The organism is Flavobacterium sp. (assembly GCF_035292545.1).
Lineage (GTDB): Bacteria > Bacteroidota > Bacteroidia > Flavobacteriales > Flavobacteriaceae > Flavobacterium.
In genome coordinates this window covers 40,894-65,845 of record NZ_DATDPV010000036.1, presented here as the reverse complement: position 1 = coordinate 65,845, position 24,952 = coordinate 40,894, and the positions used below count along the sequence as shown (strand labels likewise).

The window sequence follows — 24,952 nt, the reverse complement described above, 5'->3', positions numbered from 1 at the left end:
AAAATGAATATATTCTGGTTCAGACGTGACTTACGCATCGATGACAATACTGGTTTTTTTGAAGCTTTGAATAGCGGAAAGGAAGTTTTACCTATTTTTATTTTCGATCGTACTATTTTGGAACAACTCCCAAAAGACGATGCGCGGGTCAGCTTCATCCATGAATTATTGGACAAATTGGATTCCGAGTTGCAAAAAAACGGAAAAACTCTAGCAGTTTTTCATGACGAACCCATTACTGTTTTTGAAAAATTAATAAAAGAAAACAAGATTGAAATCGTGTTTACCAATCACGACTACGAACCTTATGCCAAAAAACGGGACAATATTATTTCAAGTTTTTTAGAATCCAAAAATGTGGGTTTTACAACTTTCAAAGATCAGGTTATTTTCGAAAAAAGCGAAGTCGTAAAAGACGACCAAACGCCTTATGTTGTTTTCACGCCTTTCTCAAAAAAATGGAAAGAGAAATTCAAAAAAACAAAACTGGAACATTACAAATCAGAGGATTTACTGTCGAATATTGCCTATCACTCCTACCCTTTTTTGAGTTTAAATGATATTGGATTCGAGTTATCCAAAATTAAAGTTGCTCCTTACAATATCTCAGAAAAATTAATTCATAATTATGAAAATACTCGCAATTTCCCTGCTATTGCCGGAACTTCGATGCTGGGAACCCATTTGCGTTTTGGTGCGGTGAGTATTCGAAAAATAGTGGCAAAAGCTATTCAGGATGAAAATGAAACCTTTTTAAATGAATTGATTTGGAGAGAGTTTTTCATGCAAATTCTGTGGCATTTTCCACATACCAATATACAAAGTTTCCGACCAAAATACGATACCATAAAATGGAACAATAACGAAGACGAATTTCAAAAATGGTGCGACGGAAAAACTGGTTATCCCTTTGTAGATGCCGGAATGCGGGAACTGAATGCTACCGGGCACATGCACAATCGCGTGCGAATGATCGTAGCAAGTTTTTTGTGTAAACATTTGCTGATTGACTGGCGCTGGGGCGAAGCATATTTTGCCACTAAATTATTGGATTATGAACAATCCAGTAATGTCGGGAATTGGCAATGGGCAGCGGGAAGCGGCGTGGATGCCGCTCCATATTTCCGAATCTTTAATCCAACGGAACAAGTTAAAAAGTTTGATAAAGACTTAATTTACATCAAAAAATGGATTCCAGAATTACAGGAATTCTCGTATCCAAAACCCATTGTCGATCATAAAGAAGCACGAGAGCGTTGCTTGAAAATTTATAAAGAAGCAGTTGCGTAATACTCAGTTTTATAAATCAGTTCAATCAAATTACAATTGAGTGATTTTTTCAAAACTCAACTCTTCAAAATGATTTATCACAATATCTGCTTCCGATAAATTCTGTAATTTTGAATGAATGCTATTGTACCCAACGCAATAAATTCCGGCTGCTTTTGCCGCTATTATTCCATTGGTACTGTCTTCAATGACGATGCAGTTTTCCTTTGATGCAATCGATAACGAGGCCGCATGCTCAAAAATAGCGGGATGTGGTTTTGATTTCGGAAAATCTTCTCCACTCACGATATGGGTAAAATATTGATGCAATCCGAATCGTTTAAAAACGCGCTCAATCGTCACTTTTGAAGCCGATGAAGCCAATATTAGCTGCATTCCGTTTTGGTGTAAATCCTTGATTAATTTTTCGACACCTTCCAGTAATTCCAAATCTTCTTTGTAATCGAAAGCATCATTAAAAATGGCTCTTTTTCTTTGAATTAAGTCTTCTACCTCATCTTCTAAATTGAAAATGGTCTTAATTCTTTGAAAAACATTCCTGGTAGAATTTCCTGTAAATGAAGTAAACATCTCCTCAGTTACTGGAATATTTAATTCATCAAAATGCTGAAAATAGGCATAGCGGTGAACCGGTTCCGTGTCAACAATTACACCATCCATATCGAAAATTACAGTCTTTATCATTTTTTTGAATTGCTAAGTTTATTCTTTTTTAAGTAAATGTCTAATCACGGTTTCGGCAGCATATAATCCGAATAATCCGGGCATATAACTGTTTGTTCCGTAAAAAGATTTTTTATAATTGGAACCATCGGTCATTTTTAAACTCGCATCATCTTGAATTTCTGATGAAAAAACGACTTTTAATTTATCAATTTTCACTTCTTTCAATCGTCTTCGAATTGTTTTTGCCAAAAAGCAATTTACAGTATTGGTAATATCGGCCACTTTCACTTTTGAAGCTTCCATTTTTCCGCCAGCACCCATACTTGAAATTATTTTTACCCTTTTTCGTTTGGCGGCAATAATCAAATTCAGTTTTGGAGTAATGCTGTCAATACAATCCAAGACATAATCAAAATCTTCCGAAACTATTTCGAAAGCACGTTCCGGGGAAAGAAATTCCTGCACGCATGTCAGTTTCAATTCCGGATTTATATCCATCAAACGATCACCGACAACTGCGATTTTGGCTTGACCAACTGTTGAATGTAAAGCTGGCAATTGTCTGTTAATGTTCGTAATATCCACTACGTCACCATCAACAATGGTCATGGTTCCTACTCCTGCTCTCACTAAAAACTCAGCGGCAAAAGAACCAACGCCACCTAAACCAACCACTAATATATTCGCATTTCGCAATTTATCTAAACCTTCCGCTTTAAATAAAAGTTCCGCTCTTTCAGTCCATTCTGCCATCTTTGAAAATCGTATTAAAATTTTGTTGTATTATATTTTGCAATGACTCTATATCGATATTTTTATATTTTGCTGCCAAAGCATATACTTCGTCAATAGTTTCTTCAACCGTATCGGTTTCCAAGAAAAATTTATCATTTGGAATACTTTGAAAAACGGTTTCCAATTCCGGATTTCGCAATAAATATTTTCCAAATGAAAGATAAAATCCATTGGCAATTAATTGTTTGGCAATCTGTTCATTTTTCGAAAATCCGTGAATAATTATTGGAACCGAAATATTTAATCGTTTCTTGATTTCAATCACTTCCTGAAAAGCGGCAACGCAATGAATCACAACTGGTTTTTGGTATTTTTCGGCTAGAGCCAATTGCTTTTCAAAAACTGACTGCTGTAAGTCCAATGGGATTTCTATGCGTTTATCCAATCCGCATTCGCCAATAGCCAGACAATTTTTTTCCTGTAATTTACTTTCTATCAGTTGCAAATCGGCTTCAATCTGTTCTTCCACAATATACCAAGGATGAATTCCGATGGAATAAAACGGAATATTTTCAACAAAATCTTGTGGATATTGATTGACCAATTCCAACACATCCGGTTGATTCGTGAATTTGTGTGTATGTAAATTAAAGAATTGCATTAGTCGTGAAACTTCTTAACACCTGCTTTAATTTCAATATTCAAATCGTTTTCCAAAGGCACAATCGGACAGGAATATTTGTGATTATAGGCACAATACGGATTGTAGGATTTATTAAAATCGATGATCATCGTATTGCCTTTCGGAATTTTCAAATCGATATATTTTCCGCCTATGTAACTTTCATTTCCTGAAGTTAAATCTGAAAAAGGTAAAAACAGATGATCTTTGTGTTCTTTCTTTTGAGACAAAGCTATATTTCTGTAAACATTCAATTTGTAAGCTTTCCCATCAATAGAAAAGGACAATTCTCCATATTTTACATATAAAGGCTTTCTCTCTGTTGATGTTTTCATTTCAAAAGGTTTCTCTTTTTTTGTTCTAACGAATTTGGCTGTAACAAAAAAACGTTCTTCTATCGGGAAAAAATCCAATGCTTTGAATTGAAGCCTGTCTTCCCCTGTTAAAGGACTTTTTATTGAATCAGCAAATTCAAGATTCAGTTCTTTTTGAAAAGCTTCAACAGAAGACACCTCAAATTTTTCCTGGCTGAAGCCAAAAAATGAAACGAGAAGAAAGAATATATTTAAACTGGTTTTCATCATTTTTATTTTTGCAAAAATAACTAAAAGACAAAGACAAAACGTTTAATTTAATTCAAATTTATGTCCAGACTTTGTAACTTTACGGCTTTGTAACTCCACAAGTCAAAATCAATGCTCAAAACCGCTTTTTACCGCTATATCAATAATTTTAAAGGGTTTTCGAGAGAAATTTGGATACTTACCATTATTACATTCATCAATCGAGCAGGAACGATGGTTTTGCCTTTTTTGTCTAAATATCTAAAGGAAGATTTACATTTTTCTTATGGAGAGGTGGGCTGGATCATGGTTGCATTCGGTTTTGGATCGATGTTGGGTTCTTGGTTAGGCGGAAAATTATCGGATAAAATTGGGTTTTATAAAGTGATGGTTTTTAGTTTATTTACCAGCGGATTGTTATTTTTTGTCATCCAATTTATCACTTCCTTTTGGGGATTATGCATCGGAATGTTTAGCATTATGGTTTTGGCCGACATGTTTCGACCTGCTATGTTCGTATCGCTTGGTGTTTATGCAAGACCTGAAAATAGAACGCGTGCCTTGACTTTAGTACGATTGGCAGTTAATCTTGGATTTGCCGCTGGACCGGCTTTGGGTGGATTAATTATTATGGGAATCGGTTACAAAGGTTTATTTTGGATTGATGGTTCTTCTTGTATTTTAGCGATTTTGATCTTTGCCTTATTGGTAAAAGAAAAGAAAAAAGCGGCTCATTTGGATTTTCATCCCAAAGAATTGGAAGTGGCATCCGTTTTTAAAGACAAAATATTCTGGGTTTTCCTTTTCATAAGTTTTGTAACGGCGATGATTTTCTTTCAGCTTTTTACGGCTTTGCCATTATACCATCATGAAATGTTTGGCCTAACCGAATTACAAACAGGATTATTAATGACCTTGAACGGATTATTGATTTTCGCACTGGAAATGCCGATTGTGAGTTATTTTGAAAGAAAAAAAGTCCAAAAATTAAAGATTATTCTTTGGGGTTCTTTGCTAATGGCCATCAGTTTTTATTCTTTAATGATTAATTTATGGGCGGGAATTTTAGTTATTAGTATGATTTTTATTTCTATTGGCGAAATGTTTGCTTTCCCTTTCTCGAATTCTTTTGCCATGAGCAGAGCGCCACGCGGTCACGAAGGTCGCTATATGGCTTTGTACACGATGAGTTTTAGCATGGCACACATCGTAAGTTCGAAGATGGGAATGGAAGTCATTGGTCATTTTGGTTACCAAATCAATTGGTTTGTGATGGGAAGTTTCGGAATTGTTGCTGCCGGTTGTTGTATATGGTTGCAAAGGTTATTGGAAACAGATCCCAATTAATGGCTATTTCTCTCCTTAATTTTTCTTTAAAACTTAAATTTTAGTTAAACAACTGCTTTTATAGTTGCGTAACTAAAAATATAGTTGTAAGTTTGTTTTAAATCTTACAACCATGCAAAAGTTAACCAACAAAGAAGAAGAAATCATGCATATTTTATGGAAGCTTGAAAAAGCTTTTGTAAAAGAAGTCATGGCAGAAATAACTGAGGACCAACCCCATTACAACACCCTTTCAACCATTGTGCGTAATTTGGAAGAGAAAGGTTATGTGTCTCATAATGCTTTTGGAAACACCCACCAATACTTCCCGATAATCTCGAAAGAAGACTACAGAAAACGTTTCATGAACACGGCAATTGATAATTATTTCAATAGTTCATACAAAAATATGGTATCATTTTTTGCCAAAGAAGAGAAGATTTCAGCCGAAGAATTACGGGAGATTTTAGCCATGATTGAAAAAAAGTAAAGCTATGGAAACGCTATTTATTTATCTCATCAAGTCCAGCGGCTTAATCGTAATGTTTTATTTGGCCTACTATTTTTTATTACGAAAAGAAACATTCTTCACCAGTAATCGTTGGTTTTTATTGGCCGGTTTAATTACTTCAGTCATCCTGCCAATAATCGTTTTTACAAAAGTAATTTGGATAGAACCTACTCCCACAAATTTAGGATGGTCAAATATTCCTATGTCAACTCCCAACCAACAAGAAACTTTCGAAATCAATTGGTATCTGGTTTTGGGAATTGGGTATGCTATTGGTATAGCAGTTTTTTTATTGAAATTTGCTTTCGATTTTTATAGCTTATCCAAAGTTCTAAAAGGGAAAAGCATTCAGCAACAAGCTGATTTTAAATTCATTGATGTGGCCGAAAACGTTTCTCCTTTTTCCTATTTCGATTATATCGTTTACAATTCCTCTTTATACAGTCAGTCCGAATTAGACAATATATTAGAACACGAAAAAGTGCACAGTTCACAAAATCATACTGTTGACGTTTTGATTTCGAGATTATTTTGTGTTGCATTCTGGTACAATCCTTTTGTTTGGTTGTATAAAAAAGCCATCTTACAAAATCTAGAATTCATTGCCGACAGCGAAGCTTCTAAAAAAATAGCCGACAAAAAAGCCTATCAAATCACGCTTTTAAAAATAACAACACACGAAAATTGTGTTGCCATCACCAATCATTTTTATCAATCATTAATCAAAAAACGAATCGTTATGTTAAACAAAAATCAATCAAAAAAGAGGAATTCCTGGAAGTATGCCTTAATGCTTCCGGTATTAGCTGCCTTTGTAATTTTCTTTCAGGTGAAAGTAATCGCGCAAGAGAAATTAAATGCCAAACAGGAAATTACAAAAACAAGAAATGTAATTTACGTGGATATCAACAAAAATTCTACGGATGAAGAAATGAAAAAAGATGCCGAAATTATAAAAAAACAACATGGCATAATTTTAAAATTTTCAAAAATCAAACGAAATTCCAACGGCGAAATCACAGCAATTAAAGTGGAATATAAAGATAAAAATGGAAGTAAAGGCGTTTCTCAAATAGAAGGAAAAGAACCAATAAAACCAATTCATTTTTATAGAAGTGATAATAAAATAGGCTTTGGTTCGCCAAAAGAAATGAAAATATCTTCTCAAAATGAGGATAAAGATTTTGAATTTTCATTTAATGAAGATGATATTGTGGATATTGATGTTCCCGAACCTCCAATCCCAGATTCGCCAGACGCTCTTAATGCACCAAATGTTCCGGATGCACCAAATGTTCCGGATGCACCAAACGTTCCGAACGCACCGAACGCTCCAGACGTACCGAACATTCCAGGAGCGCCAAAGATGGTTAAAAAAATGTTGATCAGAAACGGAAAAAACGAAAAACCAATCATTATCATCAATGGAAAAAAAGTTGATGCAGATTTAGAAGACTTATCTGATGTTGACCCTAATTTCATCGAAAGTGTTAATGTAATAAGAAATAAAACCGGAGACGATAAAGATGGGGAGAATGTTATTGAAATAATAACAAAAGACAAAAAAGATTTCACCATATTAAAGACGAAAAGAAATAAAGATGAAATGAGAATGGCGAGAATAGAAATGGAAAAACAAAGACCCGAAATCGAGAAAGCTAAAAAAGAAATACAAAGGGCTAAAATAGAAATGGAAAGAAATAAACCTGAAATGGATCAAGCCAGAAAAGAAATGGAACAAGCCAAAGAGGAAATGAGGAAAGCTAAATTGGAAATGGAAAAATCCAAATTAGAATTAGAACAAGCAAAAGCAGAACTCAAAAAACAAAAATAATAAAACACCAAAAGGCTGTCTATTGTTTAGACAGTCTTTTTTTTATAAAATAACATCCTCAGGAAACAGGCAATCATGATTATTTTTGTTATAAAAAGGAAATTGACTAGTTTTGCATAAAACAAGAAACATTATGTCAAAAGGAATTTATACAGGAATTATAGAAATAGATGAAAACGGAAATTACTTTTGTGGCGAGTTTCTTTTAGATTACCAAATGGTATCCAGAAGTTTCAAGTTAGGCGATGAAATTACCGTTAAAACCGTGATTGTCAATCCAAGTGACAAATCGTATGCAGTATATGAAAAGAAGTCAAGAAATTTTGCGATCGCAAATAATAAAGAGGATAAGAGCTAAAGCAATAGAATTGAAAATAATAAAATCGAAAAAGACTGTCTCAAACGAAACAGTCTTTTTTTATACCTTTGTTTAAAATAATAACCTTATGTTCAAAATTTTAGCTAAAATAAACAAACTCATTTTACCGAGTTTCACCAAACAGCGATTGGATTTAGCCAAAGCCAAAAAATGGCAAAAAGCAATTATAGGCTGGAAATATTATGTAACAACCCGCGCTTTGGATTAATAAACTAAAGGGGAATAAATTTCATATTGACTGATTTTTTCTCTTCCTTTCAAAAAAGCCAGTTCCATTAAGAAATTGCATTGTACAATTTCGCCACCTAATCGCTCTACTAATTCACAAACTGCTTTTGCTGTTCCTCCAGTCGCCAAAACATCATCATGAATGAGGACTTTATCTCCTTTTTGAATCGCATCAATGTGAATTTCTAACGTATCGGTACCATATTCTAACGTATAAGAGGCCGAAATGGTTTTATAAGGTAATTTTTTTGGTTTACGAACCGGTATAAAACCAACATTTAATTCCTGTGCTAAAAGCATTCCGAAGAGAAAACCGCGACTCTCCACCCCTACAACTTTATCAATTTTTTTACCATTTAAACCGCTCACTAACAGTTTCAAGCATTCTTTTCTGGCTTCCGGATTGTTCAATAATGGGGTGATATCTTTGAAAACAATACCTTCTTTTGGAAAATCTTTTACATCACGAATGTAATTAGCTATTGACATTTTTTTTATTTTTAAGGTGAATTTGATTTGCAAGTTAAACAATTATACTTATATTTGCACCCGCAATGAGGCCTTGTGGCGCAACTGAATAGCGCACTTGATTACGGCTCAAGAGGTTACTGGTTTGAATCCAGTCAAGGTCACTCAAAAAAACCCTAAACACGTAAAAATGTTTAGGGTTTCTTATTTTTAGTTAACCCTAAAATAAGATTTCACTCTAAACTTTAGCTAAAGATTCCAAAAAATCTTAGAAATCGGAATTCTTACTATTCATAACAAGATTATAAAATCATTAGTTTTGATTATATTTAGGAACTTTTTAAAATAAAATTATGCAAACCCAATCCTATAAGAACCACATCCGATATTATCCTCCCCATCATTTTGTTTATTACCCGATTTTAATAGCACTGTTGTCCTTCAGCATCTATTTTAGTTTTACAACTAAGGATCAATTGATTTGGACTTTCATAAGTGGGATTTTCGTCGTGTTATTTTGTTTGGCATTTATGTTACGACAACATTATGCCTTAACATTACAAAACCGAATCGTACGTTTAGAGCTTCGATACCGCTATTTTACACTGACAGGAAAAAGATTTGAAGAATTCGAATATAAGCTGAAGGAGGAACAATTATTTGCACTTCGATTTTCTCCCGATGAAGAACTTGTTGGCCTTACAGAAAGAATCCTAAAAGAAAACCTCTCGGCAGTAGCAATCAAAAAAGCGATTATAAATTGGAAAGGCGATTATGAAAGGGTCTAATTTTAAAAAAGCGACTAAATACTCTTTAGAAAACTTGGCGAATTATATCATTTACAAGTGCAAAATTTTGTTTCTTTGCCAAATACTGCATTAGCACTTAACCCAATTTGAATTAAACTGAATGCCCGAATATTTCTTTGATATCCAATACAATACTATTACTTATGGTGAAGAAGAAGTCAATTTTAAGGAATTTGAGTGCTGTACTTTTACCAATTGTAACTTTTCACAATGTTCTTTTGTAGCCGTTACTTTTATTGATTGCACCTTTAACGATTGTATGTTTTCTAGTGCAAAAATCAATCATGTCGCATTTCGAACCGTATTTTTCAATAACTGCGAAATAAAGGAAGTCAATTTTGCAATGTGTGATAAATTGATTTTTGAAATCCACTTTAAAGATTGTGTCTTGGATTTTTCTAAATTTTATACTTTAAAATTAAAAGGAACTTCATTCACCAATTGTAGTATTATTGCCGTCGATTTTATGAGTACTGATTTAACCGAAGTTGTTTTTGATAATTGCGATTTGTATCGTTCCGAATTTGCAAAAGGAATTGCTAATAAAGCTAATTTCAAAACGAGCTACAACTATACTATTGATCCGGAAAAAACGAAATTGAAGAAAGCTATCTTTTCTTTAGAAGGTTTAAAAGGATTATTATTTATGCATGAACTTGTCGTTAAATAAATTAGATTACGAAATAATTCTTCCATCCTCCATAGTTATGATTCTGTTGGTTCTTTCAGCAAAATCAATATCGTGGGTAACTATCAATAGGGTTTGGTTTTCTTCTTGGGCCAGTTTGTTGAAAATATCAAAAACCAAATCGCTGTTTTTCTTATCCAAATTTCCAGTTGGCTCATCCCCCATTATGATTAAAGGATCATTTATTAAAGCTCTGGCAATGGCTACACGCTGTTTTTCTCCACCACTCAACTGGTTCGGCATTTTTAAAGCCTGATCTTCCATACCCAAGGTTTTTAGATGGCCCATAGCTCGGGATTCTAATTCCTGATCAGAATATTTTGCTAATTTCAACCCTGGAAGCATGATGTTTTTCAACACATTGTATTCTGAAAGTAAATAATGAAATTGGAATACAAAACCGATTTTTTCGCTACGGATTTTTGCCAAATTAGCATCTGATTGTCCTGTTACAAGCTCATTATGAATCAATAATTGTCCTTCATAATCGGTATCCATCGTAGAAAGCAGATACAATAATGTCGATTTACCGCAACCAGATTTTCCAACAATGGAAACAAATTCACCATGATTCACGCTCATGTTAATCTCTTTAAGCACCTGAAATTTTGCAGGATCATAAAAATATTTGGTTAGACCAATAGTCTCTAAAACTTTATTATTTTCCATATTTATTTCCCTCTGATAATTTCTACCGGATCGACTTTACTGGCTTTTAAAGCAGGAAAAAGCCCGGCAATAGTGGTTGTAAATAGCGCAAAGACAATTCCGATAATATAATATAACGGATTGTAATCTATTGGATAGGTTTTTACGGTGGGCAGCGAGGCCGTTTCGAAGGGAATTACATCAATAATTGATGAGAAAATATATCCAAACAACAAACCAAAAATTCCTCCCGCCAGTCCTATTATAATGGCTAATGATACAAAAATCCATTTTACATCATTACCCGAAAAACCAGTTGCTTTGAGAATGGCGATACTGTCCATTTTTTCATAAATCATCATATTCAGAATATTATAAATTCCAAAACCCGCCACAATAAGCAACACTATACCTACCGCATAGGAAATTATATTTCTGACTGTACTCCCGGTTTCAAATTGTGAATTGGCGGTTTGGTAATCAATGGTATCCAAATTGAATTTATTATGAAACTCTTTTGCCACTGCTGGTGCCGAAGTCATATCGTATAGTTTTATCTGAATATCAGTGATATAATTCGTTGGTTCCCCCAATATTTTTTGGGCTGTCGCCAATGATGTATAGCTGGTAATATTATCAATTTCGGCGATGCCAATTTCGGAAATACCAACGATTTTTAAGGAGGCTAAATTACCTTTCGAGGTGGTGATTTTGATAATATCTCCTCTAACCAGAAGCATTTTATCAGCCAATCCTTTTCCGATGATAATACTGTTGTTTTGAAGTAAATCATCGACTTTTCCTTCTATAATATAATCGCTTATTTTAAATAATTTTTCTTCCGATAATACATCAATACCATTAACAACACCTGATATTTCAATGGTTCCCGAGTTAAATAAAACCGGAGTAGTTATTTTTGGAGCCACATCAATAATGCGTTCGTCTTCTTGTAAAACTTTAATGATGGTTTTACTGTTGTAAATCGATTTTCCCCTGTCTTTTGGTTTTATTGAATTGATAAAATTCGTATTCTTTTTATAGGCTTCGGATAATGAAATCGGTTGATTTTCGGAAGGTTTAATTTCATTATACAAAAGAACATGGGGCGTTCTGTTGAGCATTAATCCATCGAGTAAATCATTCAGACCATTCATGAAACTCACTAAAGCAATAAACATTGCAATCCCAAAAGTAACGCCCACCGCCGCAACTACGGTTTGTTTTAGCCTGGCTCGGAGCAAATGCAGCGCAATGTTTAAGATGAGTTTAAAGTTCATTACTCGGGTTTATAAATAGTTTCTTCTGCTTTTAATCCTTCCAGAATCTCCACTTTTTGATAATCACTCAAACCGGTTTTCACTTTTCGCTTCTCGTCTTTATTGACTAAAACGTATTCGCCCTGAATTAAATAACTCTTGGGAATAGTAATTGTGTTTTTCTTAGTTTGAATAATAATATTGGCTTCGGCAGTAAGATTGGGATAGAGTTTCTTTGGTGGATTTACAAAATGGGCTTCAATTTTAAACGTTCGGGAACGTTCATCCATAATCGGATAGATTTTGTCAACTGTTGCCTCAAAAACCTGCCCTTTATAACTGTCCATCGTTATGAGTGCTTTTTGACCAATAACTACACGAACCATATCGTTCTCATCGACTTCGAGTTCCAATAAAAAAGAATCTGCTTTACCGATAATCGCCAAAGGGGTTTGCGGCGTGACCAAAGTTCCTTCTTTTACCAAAACATCAAACAATTGTCCCGAAAATGCGCTTTTAATGCTAAAATCACTCTGGGATTTCTGACTGATTTTAAGGTTGATGCTATTACGGTCTTGCTCGTTTTTCAATTGTGCTTTTAACTGTGCCAATTGTTTTTTAGTAGATTCATAATTGATTTTAGCACTTTTATAAGCCAATTCTACCCTTTCAAAATCAACTTCTGAAATTCCTCCCTGGCTTTTAATGTTTTTATTTCTGATGTAAATCGATTCGTCTAAAGTGAGTTTATCTTTGGCCGATTGCACTTTCATTTCCATCTCGGCAATTTTATCCTGAATATAGCGATTGTTTTGTTGGCTCAATTGATAGGCCAGTCGCGCATTTTCAGTATTGAGTTCGGCTTTGTCGCTTTCGAGTTCAAACAACAATTGTCCCTGAATGATTTGTTGGTATGGAGCAGCTTTAACTTTTTGTAAAATACCATTCACCGTTGAATAAACTGTATATTGATCTTCGGCTTTAATCACCCCTGAAGCATAAACGCTTTCGGTTACGTTTCCAACTGTCGGCTTTATTTTAACTTCTTTTTTTGAGCAGGAAAAACTCAAAAGTGCTATAATGATAACCGCTATTTTTGTGAATCTCATCCTTATAGTTTTAAGAAATATACTGCAATTAATAATGTATTAAATTTACTGCTTTTTTCTATAAAACGGGGTGTTAATAAGAATAATATTTAAAGAATTGGTAGGTATTCAGACCGTTTTCGGAACGCTCAATGAAATTTATAAGTACAAAAATTATTTAAGAAATAAGTTATAATTGCTTTTCCATTACGTAATCCTCCATCAAGTAGCCGTGATCCAGCTCGATGTCTTCTTCCAGAACAATTTTAAATCCTAATTTTTGATAGAATGTCAATGCTTTATTGAATTTATTAACATTCAAGGAAAGCGTTTCGGAATGCTTCTCTTTTGCCAATGCTTCGATTGTATCCAACAATAATTTTCCTATCCCTTTGCCCTGTGTTTGTGGTAAAATATAGATTTTATGAATCCTTGTTACCGGTTTTTGATTGTAATTATGCTCATAAGAAGCAAAGCCTAAAGCAACATTTTCTTCTTTAGCCAATAAAAAATGATGCCCTTTTTCAGTTACATTTTCATTTAAAGTTTCTTCAGAATAAAATTGAGCCAACATATAATCCAATTGTTCTTTGGAGAGGATTTCGCCATAGGTATCCGGCCAGGTTTGATAGGCAATTTCTTGGATTACTTTAAAATCTTTGGATGTGGCTTCGGAAATTGTTATCATACTTTATTTATGTTTTAATATAAAAACGCCAATTTAATTCGCTTTTGGAATAAATACAGAAAATTTAGCGCCTTCATTTGGTTCTGCTTCTACTTTTATAAATCCGTTATGATTATCCATAATTTTTTTGCAAATAGCAAGCCCTAATCCTGTTCCTGAATATTTGGAATCTGTTTCCAATCGTTTGAATAACAGAAATATTTTTTCGGCATATTCCTGTTTGAATCCGATGCCGTTATCTTTGATGATAATTTTATAATAGTGTTGCTCAACAATTAATTTACCTTCAAATATTTCATTTTCACCTATTTTTTCAGAATAAATACTGATTTTTGGAATCGCATCTTCTTTGCTATATTTAAGTGAATTGGAAATTAAATTGGTGAACAATTGCACCATTTGGAATGGTATTGCATTTAAAATTGGGAGATCTTCGATATAAATATCCGCATTTTTCTCTTCAATAGTGGGAGCCAAATCCTGAAGTATTTGTTGCAGAATTTCGTTTAAATCTGTTTTTACAAAAATTTTATCTCCTTTTATTGTTCTGGAATAATTGAGCAAATCAATTAGAAGTGCCTGCATTCTATTGGCTGTGAGATGAATTTTTGAAAAATAATCTTTCCCTTGCTGCGAAAGTAAATTAATTTCTTTTTCTTCTAATCTTGAAATAAACATTTGAATTTTACGCAATGGTTCCTGCAAATCATGGCTTACAATATTGTTAAAGGATTCCAGTTCCGCATTTATGGATTTCAGTTCATTATTATTTTCTTCCAGCTCACGCGTTTTTTTGTATTGTTCAGAAATATCATAGTTAACACCTACTTTAACCAATTCACCTTTCCCATTTTTTGTAAAACTCGCATCGCTTCTAATATATTTAATCTTATTATCAGGAGTTAAAACCCTGTATACCAAAGACGTTGCCATATGGTCTTCCAGCGATTTTTTATGTACTTCCATCACATAGTCTAAGTCATCCGGATGAAAATATTTCAAAGCATTTTCTAAGCTGGGTTCAAACGCATGGGGTTCTACTCCCATAAGTCGGTACAAATTATCTGAAAATAGGTATTTATTGGTCTTTAAATTAAGTTTCCAATGTCCGAATCCCGCAGTCATTTCTGCGCTATTATACGAATGGTTTAATAATTTTAATTCATCATTCGCTTTTTTTAGTTCCTCAATATCGACATTCATTTTATTAAAGGATAACCACAAGATCAGCAATGACAGTATCACCAATAAAAAGGCGCTTATCATTGAATCCCGCAACTCAAATTGATGGCTGTTATTGTTAAATTTAACAAATGAATTTTCTGCATTTATTCTTTTATATACAAAAATTTTCATTTTTTCAGTTAAGTCACTGCTTGTGGTTAGTATTTCGTTTAGTTCTTTTTCATTGACGTCTTTACTTTTCGCAATGGTTAATGTTTTTCTAAACAAAATGAATCTATAATCTACCATTTTTTTCAGACTGTCAATGTCTTTAATTCTTGCCGGATTATTTGCCGCTAATTTTTTTATTTTTTGAAGATTCAATTCAATTTCACCTCTGTCCAAAAACCGATTCTCAATATAAGATTCATTTTTTGTGATAATGTAAGCTCGCAGATTTGTTTCGTAACTGCTGATTTTAGACAATATTTTTTCTAATTCAATTTGCGTTTCATTGGAATTGGAAATTAATTCAACATGAGAATCCAATTTTTGCATTTGGGAATAAAAAACCGAAGCAATATAGCCTATGATGACTATTGCGATTCCTAAAGCAATTTTGAAAATTTGAGAATTTTTATACAAGCCTAATTTCATCTAATCTTTATTATATACTAAAGAAAAAAGTCTCTTTATTTAATCCCGAGGAATGAAATTGCCAATTCATATTTACAACATCCTTGATGACTTTTTTTAATTCAGAGAAATCATTTGGTTTTTTAATGTAAATATTCGCTCCTTCAATAAAGGTATCTTCTATGTCTTTTTCTGAAGAAGATGTTGAATAAATAGCAATCGATATTTCTTTGAAACGCCCATCGGCTCTGATTTCTTTGAGACAATCAATTCCGTTTTTATACGGCATGTTTATATCCAGAAATAAAATATGAGGCAAATGGGTATCAGGATGCACTAAATAATCCATCAAATCTTTACCGTCTTTAAATAAAGTCAACTTATTATTCATTTTGAGCTCAGTAATCGCCTCGCTAAAAAAAGCGCGATCATCTTCGTCGTCGTCAGCTAAAAGAATATGTATTGGATTTTCGTGTGTAATCATAAATATTGGGGCTAAAGTTTTGTCTAATTAGGATTCAATATTTGATAATTGCCTCCTTTTGTCTACAATTCTTTTGAACGTAGAAGGAGTTAATCCTGTAACTTTTTTAAATTGCGATGACAAATAGGCCACGCTGCTATAATTTAATTTATAAGAAATTTCGGTTAATGTTAATTTCTCTTCCACAATCATTTTTTTGACTCTTTCGATTCTTTGAATAATAATGAAATTTTCAATCGATGTGTAGGTATATTCAGAAAAAATATTCGTGATATATCCATAACTTAAATTGAGTTTTGAAGAAAGATAGTACGAAATAGTTGTAGTCGGCAATTTATCATTTTCATAAATCATCTCCACTATAACATCTTTAATTTTCTGAATAAGTTGGCTTTTTTCATCATTTAGAATGTAAATAGCGTATTTATTGAGAGCATTTTGGAGTTCAGTAAGACTTTCTTCAGAAATACCCTCACTGAAAACAATTTCGCCTAAATCCAAAAGTTGATGCTTAATATCAAGCCTTTCCAGTTGTTCTTGCAATATTACTCTACAAGCAACAATTCCATCATATTTAATATACAGTTTCATTTCAGACACTAATTATAATTGATTAATATTATAAATATATATCAAAAATTATTAATCATAAAACAAAAAAATAAATTTAATGCGGAAGACAAACCTGTTTTCAGGGAGATTTTTTATAAATACCTGATTATTAATTATTTTAAATCCTGAAGTGGATTCCAATTATTTATGCTTTAAAATAAACGCATATATCTTAATTTTATCCGTGAATGGTTTCACTTTTACCATAATTTTCGATAATGGAAGCTTCAAATTCTATCCATTCTCTCCATCGTTTTTCCACATCAATTCCTTTACCGTATTTTCGGGCATAAGTAATAAAAGTGGTGTAATGTGCTGCTTCACTTTCCATTAAATCTCTGTAAAATTTGGCTAATTCTTCATCCTGAATATTTTCTGACAGCACTTTAAATCGTTCGCAGCTACGGGCTTCAATCATGGCTGAAAAAAGCAATCGTTCCACCAAACTGGAAACACGACTTCCGTCACCGCTTTTTTTCATATACAAATACAATTCATTTACATAATCGTCTTTGCGTTCGCGACCCAGCTTCAACCCTCTTTTGATAATAATATTGTGAACCTGCTCAAAATGGTCGATTTCTTCTTTAGCCAAAGCCAATAAATCCTGAACTAAATCCTGATGTTCCGAATTATTAGTAATGATTGTAATGGCATTAGTGGCTGCTTTTTGTTCACACCAGGCATGATCCGTCAGGATTTCCTCGATGTTTTTCTCCACAATATTCACCCATCTTGGATCGGTTGGCAATTTTAGTCGTAATACAGACATAATTTTTGTTTAAGGTTTTGAAGTTAAAAAAGGTTTAAAGTTAAAAATCATAGAACAAAAAATTATCAAATACAGAAGTACTTTTATAATTTGGAATTCCAAAACTTTAAACTTTAAACCTTAAACTTTTAAAAACAATTTATTAAAAAACGAAAATCGCTCTTTCGCTCATCATTTCGTTTACTTCGTCAGCAACTTCTTCGATGATTGCTTCGTTAGTATGGTTCATCAAAACTTTATCAATTAAAGCCACAATCGCTTCCATATCTTCTTCTACCAAGCCACGAGTCGTGATTGCCGGTGTCCCGATACGAATTCCGGAAGTTACAAATGGTGATTTATCATCAAAAGGAACCATGTTTTTGTTTACGGTGATTTCAGCTTTAACCAATGCATTTTCAGCTTCTTTACCTGTAATATTTTTATTTCTCAAATCAATCAGCATCATGTGATTGTCGGTTCCTCCGGAAATTAAATTATAATCTCTTTTCATAAACGCTTCGGCCATCGCTTTCGCATTTTTTTGGACTTGCATTGAATAATGGAAAAACTCATCTGTCAAAGCTTCACCAAAAGCAACCGCTTTGGCAGCGATGATATGCATTAATGGCCCACCTTGATTTCCTGGGAAAACCGATAAATCCAAAACAGAGGACATCATTCTGATTTCCCCTTTTGGAGTCGTCAATCCCCATGGATTTTCAAAATCTTTACCCATCATAATCATTCCACCTCTTGGTCCTCTTAGTGTTTTATGTGTTGTTGTGGTCACAATATGGCAATGCGGCATTGGGTCATTCATTAATCCTTTGGCAATTAAACCTGCAGGATGAGAAATATCAGCTAATAAAAGCGCACCAACACTATCAGCAATTTTTCTGAAACGCTCAAAATCCATATCACGACAGTACGCAGAAGCACCGGCAATAATCATTTTTGGCATTTCTCTGGTCGCAATTTCCTGAATTTTATCATAATCAAAACGTCCAGTTTCTTTTTCAACTCCGTAAAAAACAGGATTGTATAATTTCCCTGAAAAGTTTACCGGAGAACCATGCGTTAAATGTCCGCCATGAGATAAATCGAAACCTAAAATTTTATCACCCGGTTTCAAACAAGCGGCATAAACTGCCGTATTTGCCTGAGAACCAGAATGTGGCTGTACATTCGCATATTCTGCTCCAAATAATGCTTTTGCTCTATCAATGGCAATTTGCTCTACAACATCAACCACTTCGCAACCGCCGTAGTATCTTTTGCCAGGATAACCTTCGGCATATTTATTCGTTAATACAGAACCGGCAGCTTCCATTACCTGATCACTCACAAAGTTCTCAGAAGCAATCAATTCCAATCCGTGAATTTGTCTCTCTTGTTCTTCAAGAATAAGGTCAAAAATTTGTTCGTCGTGTTGCATTTGATGATTTTTCGTTAATTTGGTGACAAAAATACGAAAATCGTTTGGTAAAATGAATGATGTGGTTATATTTGATAACTGAATTTTCAATAAATAAATCAACACACAAAATGCCGATAACTGCCAATAATCCCGATAGAAAATCTTGGTTAAATGTACCAACAGATAGTGATTTCCCTATACAGAATATTCCTTTTGGAGTATTTTTGACCAAAGAAAACGTAGTAACCGTTGGAACCCGAATTGGGGATTTCGCCATTGATTTAGGAGCATTACAACAATTAAATTACTTTGAAGGCATCGAATTGACGGACGATATGTTCATGCAGGATACTTTAAATGATTTTATTTCTGATGGACAAAAAACGTGGCGTTTGGTTAGAAACCGAATTGCCGATATTTTTGATGCAGAAAATCCAAAATTAAGAGACAATACAAAAGATAAGAACATAGTTATCTTCAAAATGGAAGATGTCGAAATGCAATTGCCAGTTTTAATTGGTGATTATACCGATTTTTATTCGAGTAAAGAACACGCTACAAACGTAGGAAAAATGTTTCGTGATCCGGAAAATGCATTATTACCAAACTGGCTGCACATTCCTGTAGGCTATCACGGAAGAAGTTCCACTATTATTCCATCTGGAATCCCGGTTCACAGACCAATGGGACAAACCTTGCCAAATGGGGAAACCACACCTGTTTTTGGTCCTTCAAGATCTGTTGATTTTGAGTTGGAAACCGCTTTTATTACAACAGATGTGAATATCATGGGCGAAAATATTGCCGTAAATGAAGCTGAAGATTATATTTTCGGAATGGTTTTATTGAATGACTGGAGTGCTCGCGATGTACAAAAATGGGAATATGTGCCGCTAGGGCCATTCTTAGCAAAAAACTTTGCTTCTTCTATTTCGCCTTGGATTGTTACGATGGATGCTTTGGAACCTTTTAGAACCAAAGGACCAAAACAAGACCCAACCCCGCTTCCATATTTGCAACAAAAAGGAAAGCATTCTTTTGATATTAATTTAGAAGTGGCTATTCAACCGGAAAATGGTGAACCAACCGTAATTTCCCATTCTAATTTTAAATATATGTATTGGACGATGAGCCAGCAATTAGCGCATCACACTTCTAACGGTTGCCGAGTGAATTCTGGTGACATGATGGGTTCCGGAACGATTTCGGGTCCTACTCCGGATAGTTTTGGCTCGATGTTAGAATTGACTTGGGGTGGTAAAAATCCAATTAAACTGAAGGACGGTACGGAGCGAAAGTTCATTAATGATTATGATACGGTTATCATGAAAGGTTTTTGCAAAAATGAGCAGATTCGAATTGGTTTTGGTGAAGTTTCAAGCAAACTATTGCCTCCTTTTGTCAGAAAATAAGATTTTATAAATACAAGCTAAAAACTCCGAAGTTCTCTCGGGGTTTTTTTATGTTCCCGAATATTGGATTCAGCTTAGCCCAGATAGAAGTGGAAATCCTTTTTCTTTTTTTCTTTAAAAAAGGAAAAGATTGAAACGGATAGCTGGAAATAGCTCCTAAAAAAAATTATATTTGCTAAAATTTATTGTTTATGAAGAAAATTACTTTACTCCTGGCTTTATTTATAATTGTATCTTCTTGTGGTGTCAAAAAAACAAGAAGTATGTTGAGCGACGGTGATTATGACGGTGCCATTAATCGGGCTATTGAAGGTCTGCGTAGCAATAAAAATGCAAAAAGTAAACAAGATTATGTTTATTTAATGGAGGAAGCTTTCGCTAAAGCAAAGGAGCGTGATTTACATGAAATTGATTTGTTAGTCAAAGATGCCAGCCCTGCGAAATTGGAGCTTTTATACAATACTTATCTGCAATTGAACAATCGTCAGGAACGCATTCGTCCGCTGTTGCCATTGAAATTAATGAAGGAAGGACGCAATGCCATTTTTCCTTTTGACAACTATTCCGAGCAGATTATAAATAGCAAAAACGCTTTATCGAAATATTTGTATGATAATTCGAAAGCCCTATTGCTGACAAAAGATAAAATGAGTTTTCGTAAAGCTTATGATGATTTGTCTTATTTAGAAACTATAAATCCTGGTTATAAAGACAGCTCAAAATTGATGGCTGAAGCCGAATTCAAAGGAACTGATTTTGTAAATGTATATGCGAAAAATGAAACCAATATGGTTATTCCGGTTCGTTTACAAAACGATTTGTTGGATATCAGCACTTATGGTTTGAATGATAAATGGACGGTTTATCACAGTAACAAACAAAAAGGAATCAACTATGATTATGGTTTGATTGTTAATTTTAGACAAATTAATATTTCGCCGGAACAGATAAAAGAGAAAGAATTCATCAAGGAAAAGCAAATTAAAGATGGCGTAAAAACGCTTTTGGATGTTAGGGGAAATGTGGTGAAAGACAGTTTAGGGAATCCGATTAAAGTGGATAATTTTAAAACTATTCGCGTTAATATTTATGAATTCAGACAATTTAAATCTTGTCAGATAACCGCAAAAGTGGATTATATCGACTTTAGAACGAATCAATTAATTGATACATTCCCTATCTCCAGTGAATTTATTTTTGAGAATATTTATGCCAATTATAATGGTGACAAACGCGCTTCGGACGATAATTATTTGTCTTATTTTGATAAAAGAGCAGTTCCATTTCCATCTAATGAGCAAATGGTTTATGATACCGGCGAGGATCTGAAAGCCAAACTAAAAGACATTATTACCAAAAATCGATTTAGAAAATAAACACAAAAATCCGAAGTTAACGCTTCGGGTTTTTTATTTTACAAACATAACAGAACCTTAAAATTTTGTTATAATGCACTTTTTTTTTATTTTCATATTACAATTTGCATACATTTGCATCGATGAAAACAACAAAGTTACTTATTAACTTTTCTACACGGAAAACCCTGACCCTATCTTTACGGTCAGAGCGGTCAACATTCTAGTACCCGAGTTTTTCATATTGTTATTCATTTTTCATTTCCTTATTTTGGAACTATCTATTTTATCATTCCCGACTTTTTGTATCAATAGTATTTTTATTATTTATTCTTTTCCGTTTGTAACTATTACAATAAGGCGGTAAGGCTTACTTCTTTTCATTTAGAACAATCGATATTGTTCTAAACTACTGATTACCAATATCCAATCTTCAATTATTATTTTTTTTCATTATCTTTAATCATGAATGTAACCATTGCTATTGCTCAAAAAGAGCATTACCATTATGCACAGGAAATTTGCGATACCATTGAAGTTTCAGCACTTCAAAGAGGTACGGGAATTGCCAGAAGAACACCTGAGTATGTTCGTAAAAAAATTGACCAACAAGAAGCAATTATCGCTTTAGAGAATGACAATTTTGCAGGATTTTGCTATATCGAAAGTTGGCAACACGGAAAATTTGTGGCCCATTCGGGATTAATTGTGCATCCTGATTACAGACACTTGGGATTGGCCAAAAAAATAAAAACCTTTGTTTTTGACTATTCCCTCAAAAAATATCCAGCCGCTAAAATTTTTGGAATTACCACAGGTTTAGCGGTTATGAAAATCAATTCCGATTTAGGATATCGTCCGGTTCCCTTTTCAGAACTTACAGACGACCCGAGTTTTTGGGCTGGCTGTAAAACATGTACCAATTTTGAAATTCTTCAAAGCAAAGAAAATAAAATGTGTCTCTGTACCGGAATGCTATATGATCCTAAAGAGACAAAAAATCAAAAAGAAAAACATCCGTTTAATAAAAAAGTACTTGCCAGATTAAAAAGCATCAAGCAGGCTCTTTTCTTAAAAATAAAAAAATGAAAAAAGTAATTTTAGCCTACAGTGGCGGTTTAGATACTTCGTACTGTCTTAAGTATTTAATCAACAAAGGATTTGAAATTCATACTGTTCTGGTAAACACAGGAGGTTTTACTAAGGAAGAACTCAAAGCTGTTGAAAAAAGAGCTTATGAATTGGGCAGCACGCAACACGTAAACCTTGATATTATTCAAAAATATTATGATAAAGCAATAAAATATCTGGTTTTTGGTAATGTGCTTAAAAACAATACCTATCCCCTTTCAGTAAGTGCCGAGCGTGTTTTTCAGGCTTTGGAAGTTATAAAATATGCTAAAAAGAATGGAGCCTCCGCAATAGCACATGGAAGTACCGGGGCCGGAAACGACCAAATTCGTTTTGACATGATTTTTCAAACCATTGCGCCAGAAATAGAGATTATTACTCCAATCAGAGATTTAAAGTTGTCCAGACAAGAGGAAGTCGAATTTTTACAGCAAAATGGTGTTTCCTACTCTTGGGAAAAAGCGCAGTATTCCATTAATAAAGGAATTTGGGGAACAAGTATCGGCGGTAAAGAAACGCTAACTTCTAACCTTCCTTTGCCCGAAGAAGCTTTTCCTTCACAATTAAAAAAGGAAACTCCGGAAAAAGTTGTTTTAGAATTTGAAAAAGGGGAATTGATAAGTATCGATGGTAAAAAGGACATCCCCACAAACAATATTATCAAATTAGAAGAAATAGCAAGTGCCTTTGCTATTGGCAGAGATACGCACGTGGGCGATACCATTATTGGTATTAAAGGAAGAGTTGGTTTTGAAGCCGCTGCGCCAATAATTATTATAAAAGCACATCATTTGTTAGAGAAACATGTACTTTCAAAATGGCAACAATACTGGAAAGAACAACTGGGAAACTGGTATGGAATGCTTTTCCATGAAGGACAATTTTTAGATCCCGTGATGCGTAATATTGAAATATTTCTCACAGATACGCAAAAAATGGTCACCGGAAAAGTTACGGTTACGCTAAAACCTTATCATTTTACTTTAGACGGAATCGAATCCGCTCATGATTTAATGAACTCCCAATTTGGGCAATATGGTGAAATGAATAATGCCTGGACTGCTGACGATGCGAAAGGTTTTATCAAAATTTTGGGGAATGCACAAACTATTTATTCACAGGTAAATCATTTGGATTATGATTAAGGTTGGTATTATAGGAGGATCGGGCTACACCGCAGGGGAATTGTTGCGTTTGCTGAATAATCATCCCAATACGACAGTAGATTTTGTTTACAGCACTACCAATGCTGGTAAACCAATCACGATGGTGCATCAGGATTTACTTGGTGAAACTGAGCTTGTGTTTACTGATACTGTCAATCCTAGCGTAAACATTGTATTTCTGTGTTTAGGTCATGGAAAATCAAAGGAGTTTTTATCCAAAAATAATTTTGAAAAACATACCCGTATCATTGATTTAGGGAATGATTTCCGTTTAACGGAAGATGCTGATTTTAAAGATGATACATTTATTTACGGATTACCGGAACTGAATAAAGCTGAAATAAAAAAAGCGCAATTCATTGCTAATCCAGGTTGTTTTGCAACTGCTATACAATTGGCTTTATTGCCTTTGGCGAAAAATAATGAATTGAAAAATAGTGTTCACGTTAACGCTACAACAGGAAGTACGGGAGCTGGCGCACAACCTTCTGAAACTTCAAATCACAGTTGGCGTAACAACAATATGTCACATTATAAGGCATTTGAACATCAGCATTTGGGCGAAATCAATCAAAGCTTATTCCAAACACAAATTGGTTTTGACCAGGAGTTATTGTTTATTCCAAATCGTGGTGATTTTACCCGTGGCATATTTGCAACGCTTTATACAAAAACAGAAACGTCATTGGAAACCATTGTAAAACAATATGAGGATTTTTATAAAAATGAACCTTTTGTAGTGGTAACCACCGAAAACATACATTTAAAACAAGTCGTTCAGACCAACAAATGCATCATATCTCTGGCTAAAAAAGAGGATTATCTTTTAATCACATCGATAATTGACAACCTCATCAAAGGGGCTTCCGGACAAGCCATCCAGAATATGAATCTGATGTTTGGCCTTGACGAAAAAACAGGTTTAAAACTAAAATCAGGTAATTTTTAATAATTATAAC

Annotated in this window: 27 protein-coding genes and 1 tRNA gene; 14 read left to right on the top strand and 14 right to left on the bottom strand. The window is 33.9% G+C overall.

What is annotated here, in order from left to right; genetic code table 11:
• Positions 1-3 precede the first annotated feature (3 nt).
• The gene (locus VI621_RS06030; RefSeq protein WP_324217480.1) at positions 4-1,290 is read left to right on the top strand and encodes a deoxyribodipyrimidine photo-lyase; all 1,287 of its coding nucleotides are present in this window, start codon (positions 4-6) and stop codon (positions 1,288-1,290) included.
• 30 nt (positions 1,291-1,320) lie between these two features.
• On the opposite strand, the gene VI621_RS06025 is transcribed toward VI621_RS06030, so the two are convergent.
• From VI621_RS06025 to VI621_RS06010, 4 genes are read right to left on the bottom strand one after another with little or no spacing between them, the layout of a single operon-like run.
• Positions 1,321-1,974 carry an HAD family hydrolase gene (locus tag VI621_RS06025; protein ID WP_324217479.1) on the bottom strand — a complete coding sequence of 218 codons (654 nt, stop codon included), beginning with the start codon at positions 1,972-1,974 and terminating at the stop codon, positions 1,321-1,323.
• Positions 1,975-1,992: 18 nt separating this feature from the next.
• A complete protein-coding gene (locus tag VI621_RS06020; protein ID WP_324217478.1) occupies positions 1,993-2,709 on the bottom strand; it encodes a tRNA threonylcarbamoyladenosine dehydratase in 717 nt (238 codons plus the stop codon).
• Complete coding sequence (locus tag VI621_RS06015) at positions 2,693-3,352, bottom strand: TatD family hydrolase (protein WP_324217477.1); 660 nt, start codon at positions 3,350-3,352, stop codon at positions 2,693-2,695. The genes VI621_RS06020 and VI621_RS06015 overlap by 17 nt, the downstream gene beginning before the upstream one ends.
• Positions 3,352-3,954 (bottom strand): DUF1684 domain-containing protein, encoded by a 603-nt coding sequence (locus VI621_RS06010; RefSeq protein WP_324217526.1) that lies wholly within the window; start codon positions 3,952-3,954, stop codon positions 3,352-3,354. Before VI621_RS06010 ends, VI621_RS06015 begins: the two co-directional genes overlap by 1 nt.
• A gap of 114 nt (positions 3,955-4,068) precedes the next feature.
• On the opposite strand from VI621_RS06010, the gene VI621_RS06005 reads away from it, so the two are divergent.
• From VI621_RS06005 to VI621_RS05985, 5 genes are all read left to right on the top strand, one after another.
• The gene (locus VI621_RS06005) at positions 4,069-5,283 is read left to right on the top strand and encodes an MFS transporter (protein WP_324217476.1); all 1,215 of its coding nucleotides are present in this window, start codon (positions 4,069-4,071) and stop codon (positions 5,281-5,283) included.
• 112 nt (positions 5,284-5,395) lie between these two features.
• Positions 5,396-5,752: a BlaI/MecI/CopY family transcriptional regulator gene (locus tag VI621_RS06000; protein WP_324217475.1), complete on the top strand. Its 357-nt coding sequence runs from the start codon at positions 5,396-5,398 to the stop codon at positions 5,750-5,752.
• A 4-nt stretch (positions 5,753-5,756) separates the two neighbouring features.
• Positions 5,757-7,607 (top strand): M56 family metallopeptidase, encoded by a 1,851-nt coding sequence (locus VI621_RS05995; RefSeq protein WP_324217474.1) that lies wholly within the window; start codon positions 5,757-5,759, stop codon positions 7,605-7,607.
• A 133-nt stretch (positions 7,608-7,740) separates the two neighbouring features.
• Positions 7,741-7,965 carry a hypothetical protein gene (locus VI621_RS05990; RefSeq protein WP_324217473.1) on the top strand — a complete coding sequence of 75 codons (225 nt, stop codon included), beginning with the start codon at positions 7,741-7,743 and terminating at the stop codon, positions 7,963-7,965.
• An 88-nt stretch (positions 7,966-8,053) separates the two neighbouring features.
• The gene (locus VI621_RS05985) at positions 8,054-8,194 is read left to right on the top strand and encodes an SsrA-binding protein (protein ID WP_324217472.1); all 141 of its coding nucleotides are present in this window, start codon (positions 8,054-8,056) and stop codon (positions 8,192-8,194) included.
• Here the strand turns inward: VI621_RS05985 and VI621_RS05980 are convergent.
• Entirely contained in the window at positions 8,191-8,703 is a 513-nt protein-coding gene (locus VI621_RS05980; RefSeq protein WP_324217471.1) for an adenine phosphoribosyltransferase, read from the bottom strand. The genes VI621_RS05985 and VI621_RS05980 overlap by 4 nt on opposite strands.
• 69 nt (positions 8,704-8,772) lie before the next feature.
• Between VI621_RS05980 and VI621_RS05975 the strand changes: the two genes are divergently transcribed.
• The 3 genes from VI621_RS05975 to VI621_RS05965 all read left to right on the top strand — a co-directional run bounded on the left by VI621_RS05975 (position 8,773) and on the right by VI621_RS05965 (position 10,161).
• Positions 8,773-8,846: transfer RNA gene (locus tag VI621_RS05975), tRNA-Arg, on the top strand.
• 189 nt (positions 8,847-9,035) lie between these two features.
• Positions 9,036-9,470, top strand: a complete 435-nt coding sequence (locus VI621_RS05970; protein ID WP_324217470.1) for a DUF6526 family protein — start codon at positions 9,036-9,038, stop codon at positions 9,468-9,470.
• A 121-nt stretch (positions 9,471-9,591) separates the two neighbouring features.
• Positions 9,592-10,161 (top strand): pentapeptide repeat-containing protein, encoded by a 570-nt coding sequence (locus VI621_RS05965; protein ID WP_324217469.1) that lies wholly within the window; start codon positions 9,592-9,594, stop codon positions 10,159-10,161.
• Between the two features lie 6 nt (positions 10,162-10,167).
• On the opposite strand, the gene VI621_RS05960 is transcribed toward VI621_RS05965, so the two are convergent.
• The 9 genes from VI621_RS05960 to glyA form a co-directional block, all read right to left on the bottom strand.
• A complete protein-coding gene (locus tag VI621_RS05960) occupies positions 10,168-10,848 on the bottom strand; it encodes an ABC transporter ATP-binding protein (protein WP_324217468.1) in 681 nt (226 codons plus the stop codon).
• Between the two features lie 2 nt (positions 10,849-10,850).
• Positions 10,851-12,107 (bottom strand): ABC transporter permease, encoded by a 1,257-nt coding sequence (locus tag VI621_RS05955; protein WP_324217467.1) that lies wholly within the window; start codon positions 12,105-12,107, stop codon positions 10,851-10,853.
• Positions 12,107-13,195: an efflux RND transporter periplasmic adaptor subunit gene (locus VI621_RS05950; RefSeq protein ID WP_324217466.1), complete on the bottom strand. Its 1,089-nt coding sequence runs from the start codon at positions 13,193-13,195 to the stop codon at positions 12,107-12,109. The genes VI621_RS05955 and VI621_RS05950 overlap by 1 nt, the downstream gene beginning before the upstream one ends.
• 169 nt (positions 13,196-13,364) lie before the next feature.
• Positions 13,365-13,862, bottom strand: coding sequence for a GNAT family N-acetyltransferase (locus VI621_RS05945; protein WP_324217465.1), 498 nt, complete (start codon positions 13,860-13,862; stop codon positions 13,365-13,367).
• A gap of 33 nt (positions 13,863-13,895) precedes the next feature.
• Positions 13,896-15,683 (bottom strand): ATP-binding protein, encoded by a 1,788-nt coding sequence (locus tag VI621_RS05940; protein ID WP_324217464.1) that lies wholly within the window; start codon positions 15,681-15,683, stop codon positions 13,896-13,898.
• 10 nt (positions 15,684-15,693) lie between these two features.
• Entirely contained in the window at positions 15,694-16,146 is a 453-nt protein-coding gene (locus tag VI621_RS05935; protein ID WP_324217463.1) for a response regulator, read from the bottom strand.
• A 27-nt stretch (positions 16,147-16,173) separates the two neighbouring features.
• On the bottom strand, positions 16,174-16,737 hold the full coding sequence (locus VI621_RS05930) for an AraC family transcriptional regulator (protein WP_324217462.1): 564 nt from the start codon (positions 16,735-16,737) through the stop codon (positions 16,174-16,176).
• Positions 16,738-16,936: 199 nt separating this feature from the next.
• Positions 16,937-17,530, bottom strand: coding sequence for a tRNA-(ms[2]io[6]A)-hydroxylase (locus VI621_RS05925; protein ID WP_324217461.1), 594 nt, complete (start codon positions 17,528-17,530; stop codon positions 16,937-16,939).
• A gap of 142 nt (positions 17,531-17,672) precedes the next feature.
• Positions 17,673-18,947: a serine hydroxymethyltransferase gene (gene glyA, locus VI621_RS05920; RefSeq protein WP_324217460.1), complete on the bottom strand. Its 1,275-nt coding sequence runs from the start codon at positions 18,945-18,947 to the stop codon at positions 17,673-17,675.
• 110 nt (positions 18,948-19,057) lie between these two features.
• Between glyA and fahA the strand changes: the two genes are divergently transcribed.
• The 5 genes from fahA to argC all read left to right on the top strand — a co-directional run bounded on the left by fahA (position 19,058) and on the right by argC (position 24,942).
• Positions 19,058-20,341 (top strand): fumarylacetoacetase, encoded by a 1,284-nt coding sequence (gene fahA / locus VI621_RS05915; RefSeq protein ID WP_324217525.1) that lies wholly within the window; start codon positions 19,058-19,060, stop codon positions 20,339-20,341.
• Positions 20,342-20,532: 191 nt separating this feature from the next.
• The gene (locus VI621_RS05910; RefSeq protein ID WP_324217459.1) at positions 20,533-21,717 is read left to right on the top strand and encodes a hypothetical protein; all 1,185 of its coding nucleotides are present in this window, start codon (positions 20,533-20,535) and stop codon (positions 21,715-21,717) included.
• A gap of 444 nt (positions 21,718-22,161) precedes the next feature.
• Entirely contained in the window at positions 22,162-22,785 is a 624-nt protein-coding gene (locus tag VI621_RS05905; RefSeq protein ID WP_324217458.1) for a GNAT family N-acetyltransferase, read from the top strand.
• Positions 22,782-23,972, top strand: coding sequence for an argininosuccinate synthase (gene argG, locus VI621_RS05900; protein WP_324217457.1), 1,191 nt, complete (start codon positions 22,782-22,784; stop codon positions 23,970-23,972). The genes VI621_RS05905 and argG overlap by 4 nt, the downstream gene beginning before the upstream one ends.
• Positions 23,965-24,942 carry an N-acetyl-gamma-glutamyl-phosphate reductase gene (gene argC / locus VI621_RS05895; protein WP_324217456.1) on the top strand — a complete coding sequence of 326 codons (978 nt, stop codon included), beginning with the start codon at positions 23,965-23,967 and terminating at the stop codon, positions 24,940-24,942. Before argG ends, argC begins: the two co-directional genes overlap by 8 nt.
• The last annotated feature ends 10 nt before the right edge of the window (positions 24,943-24,952 follow it).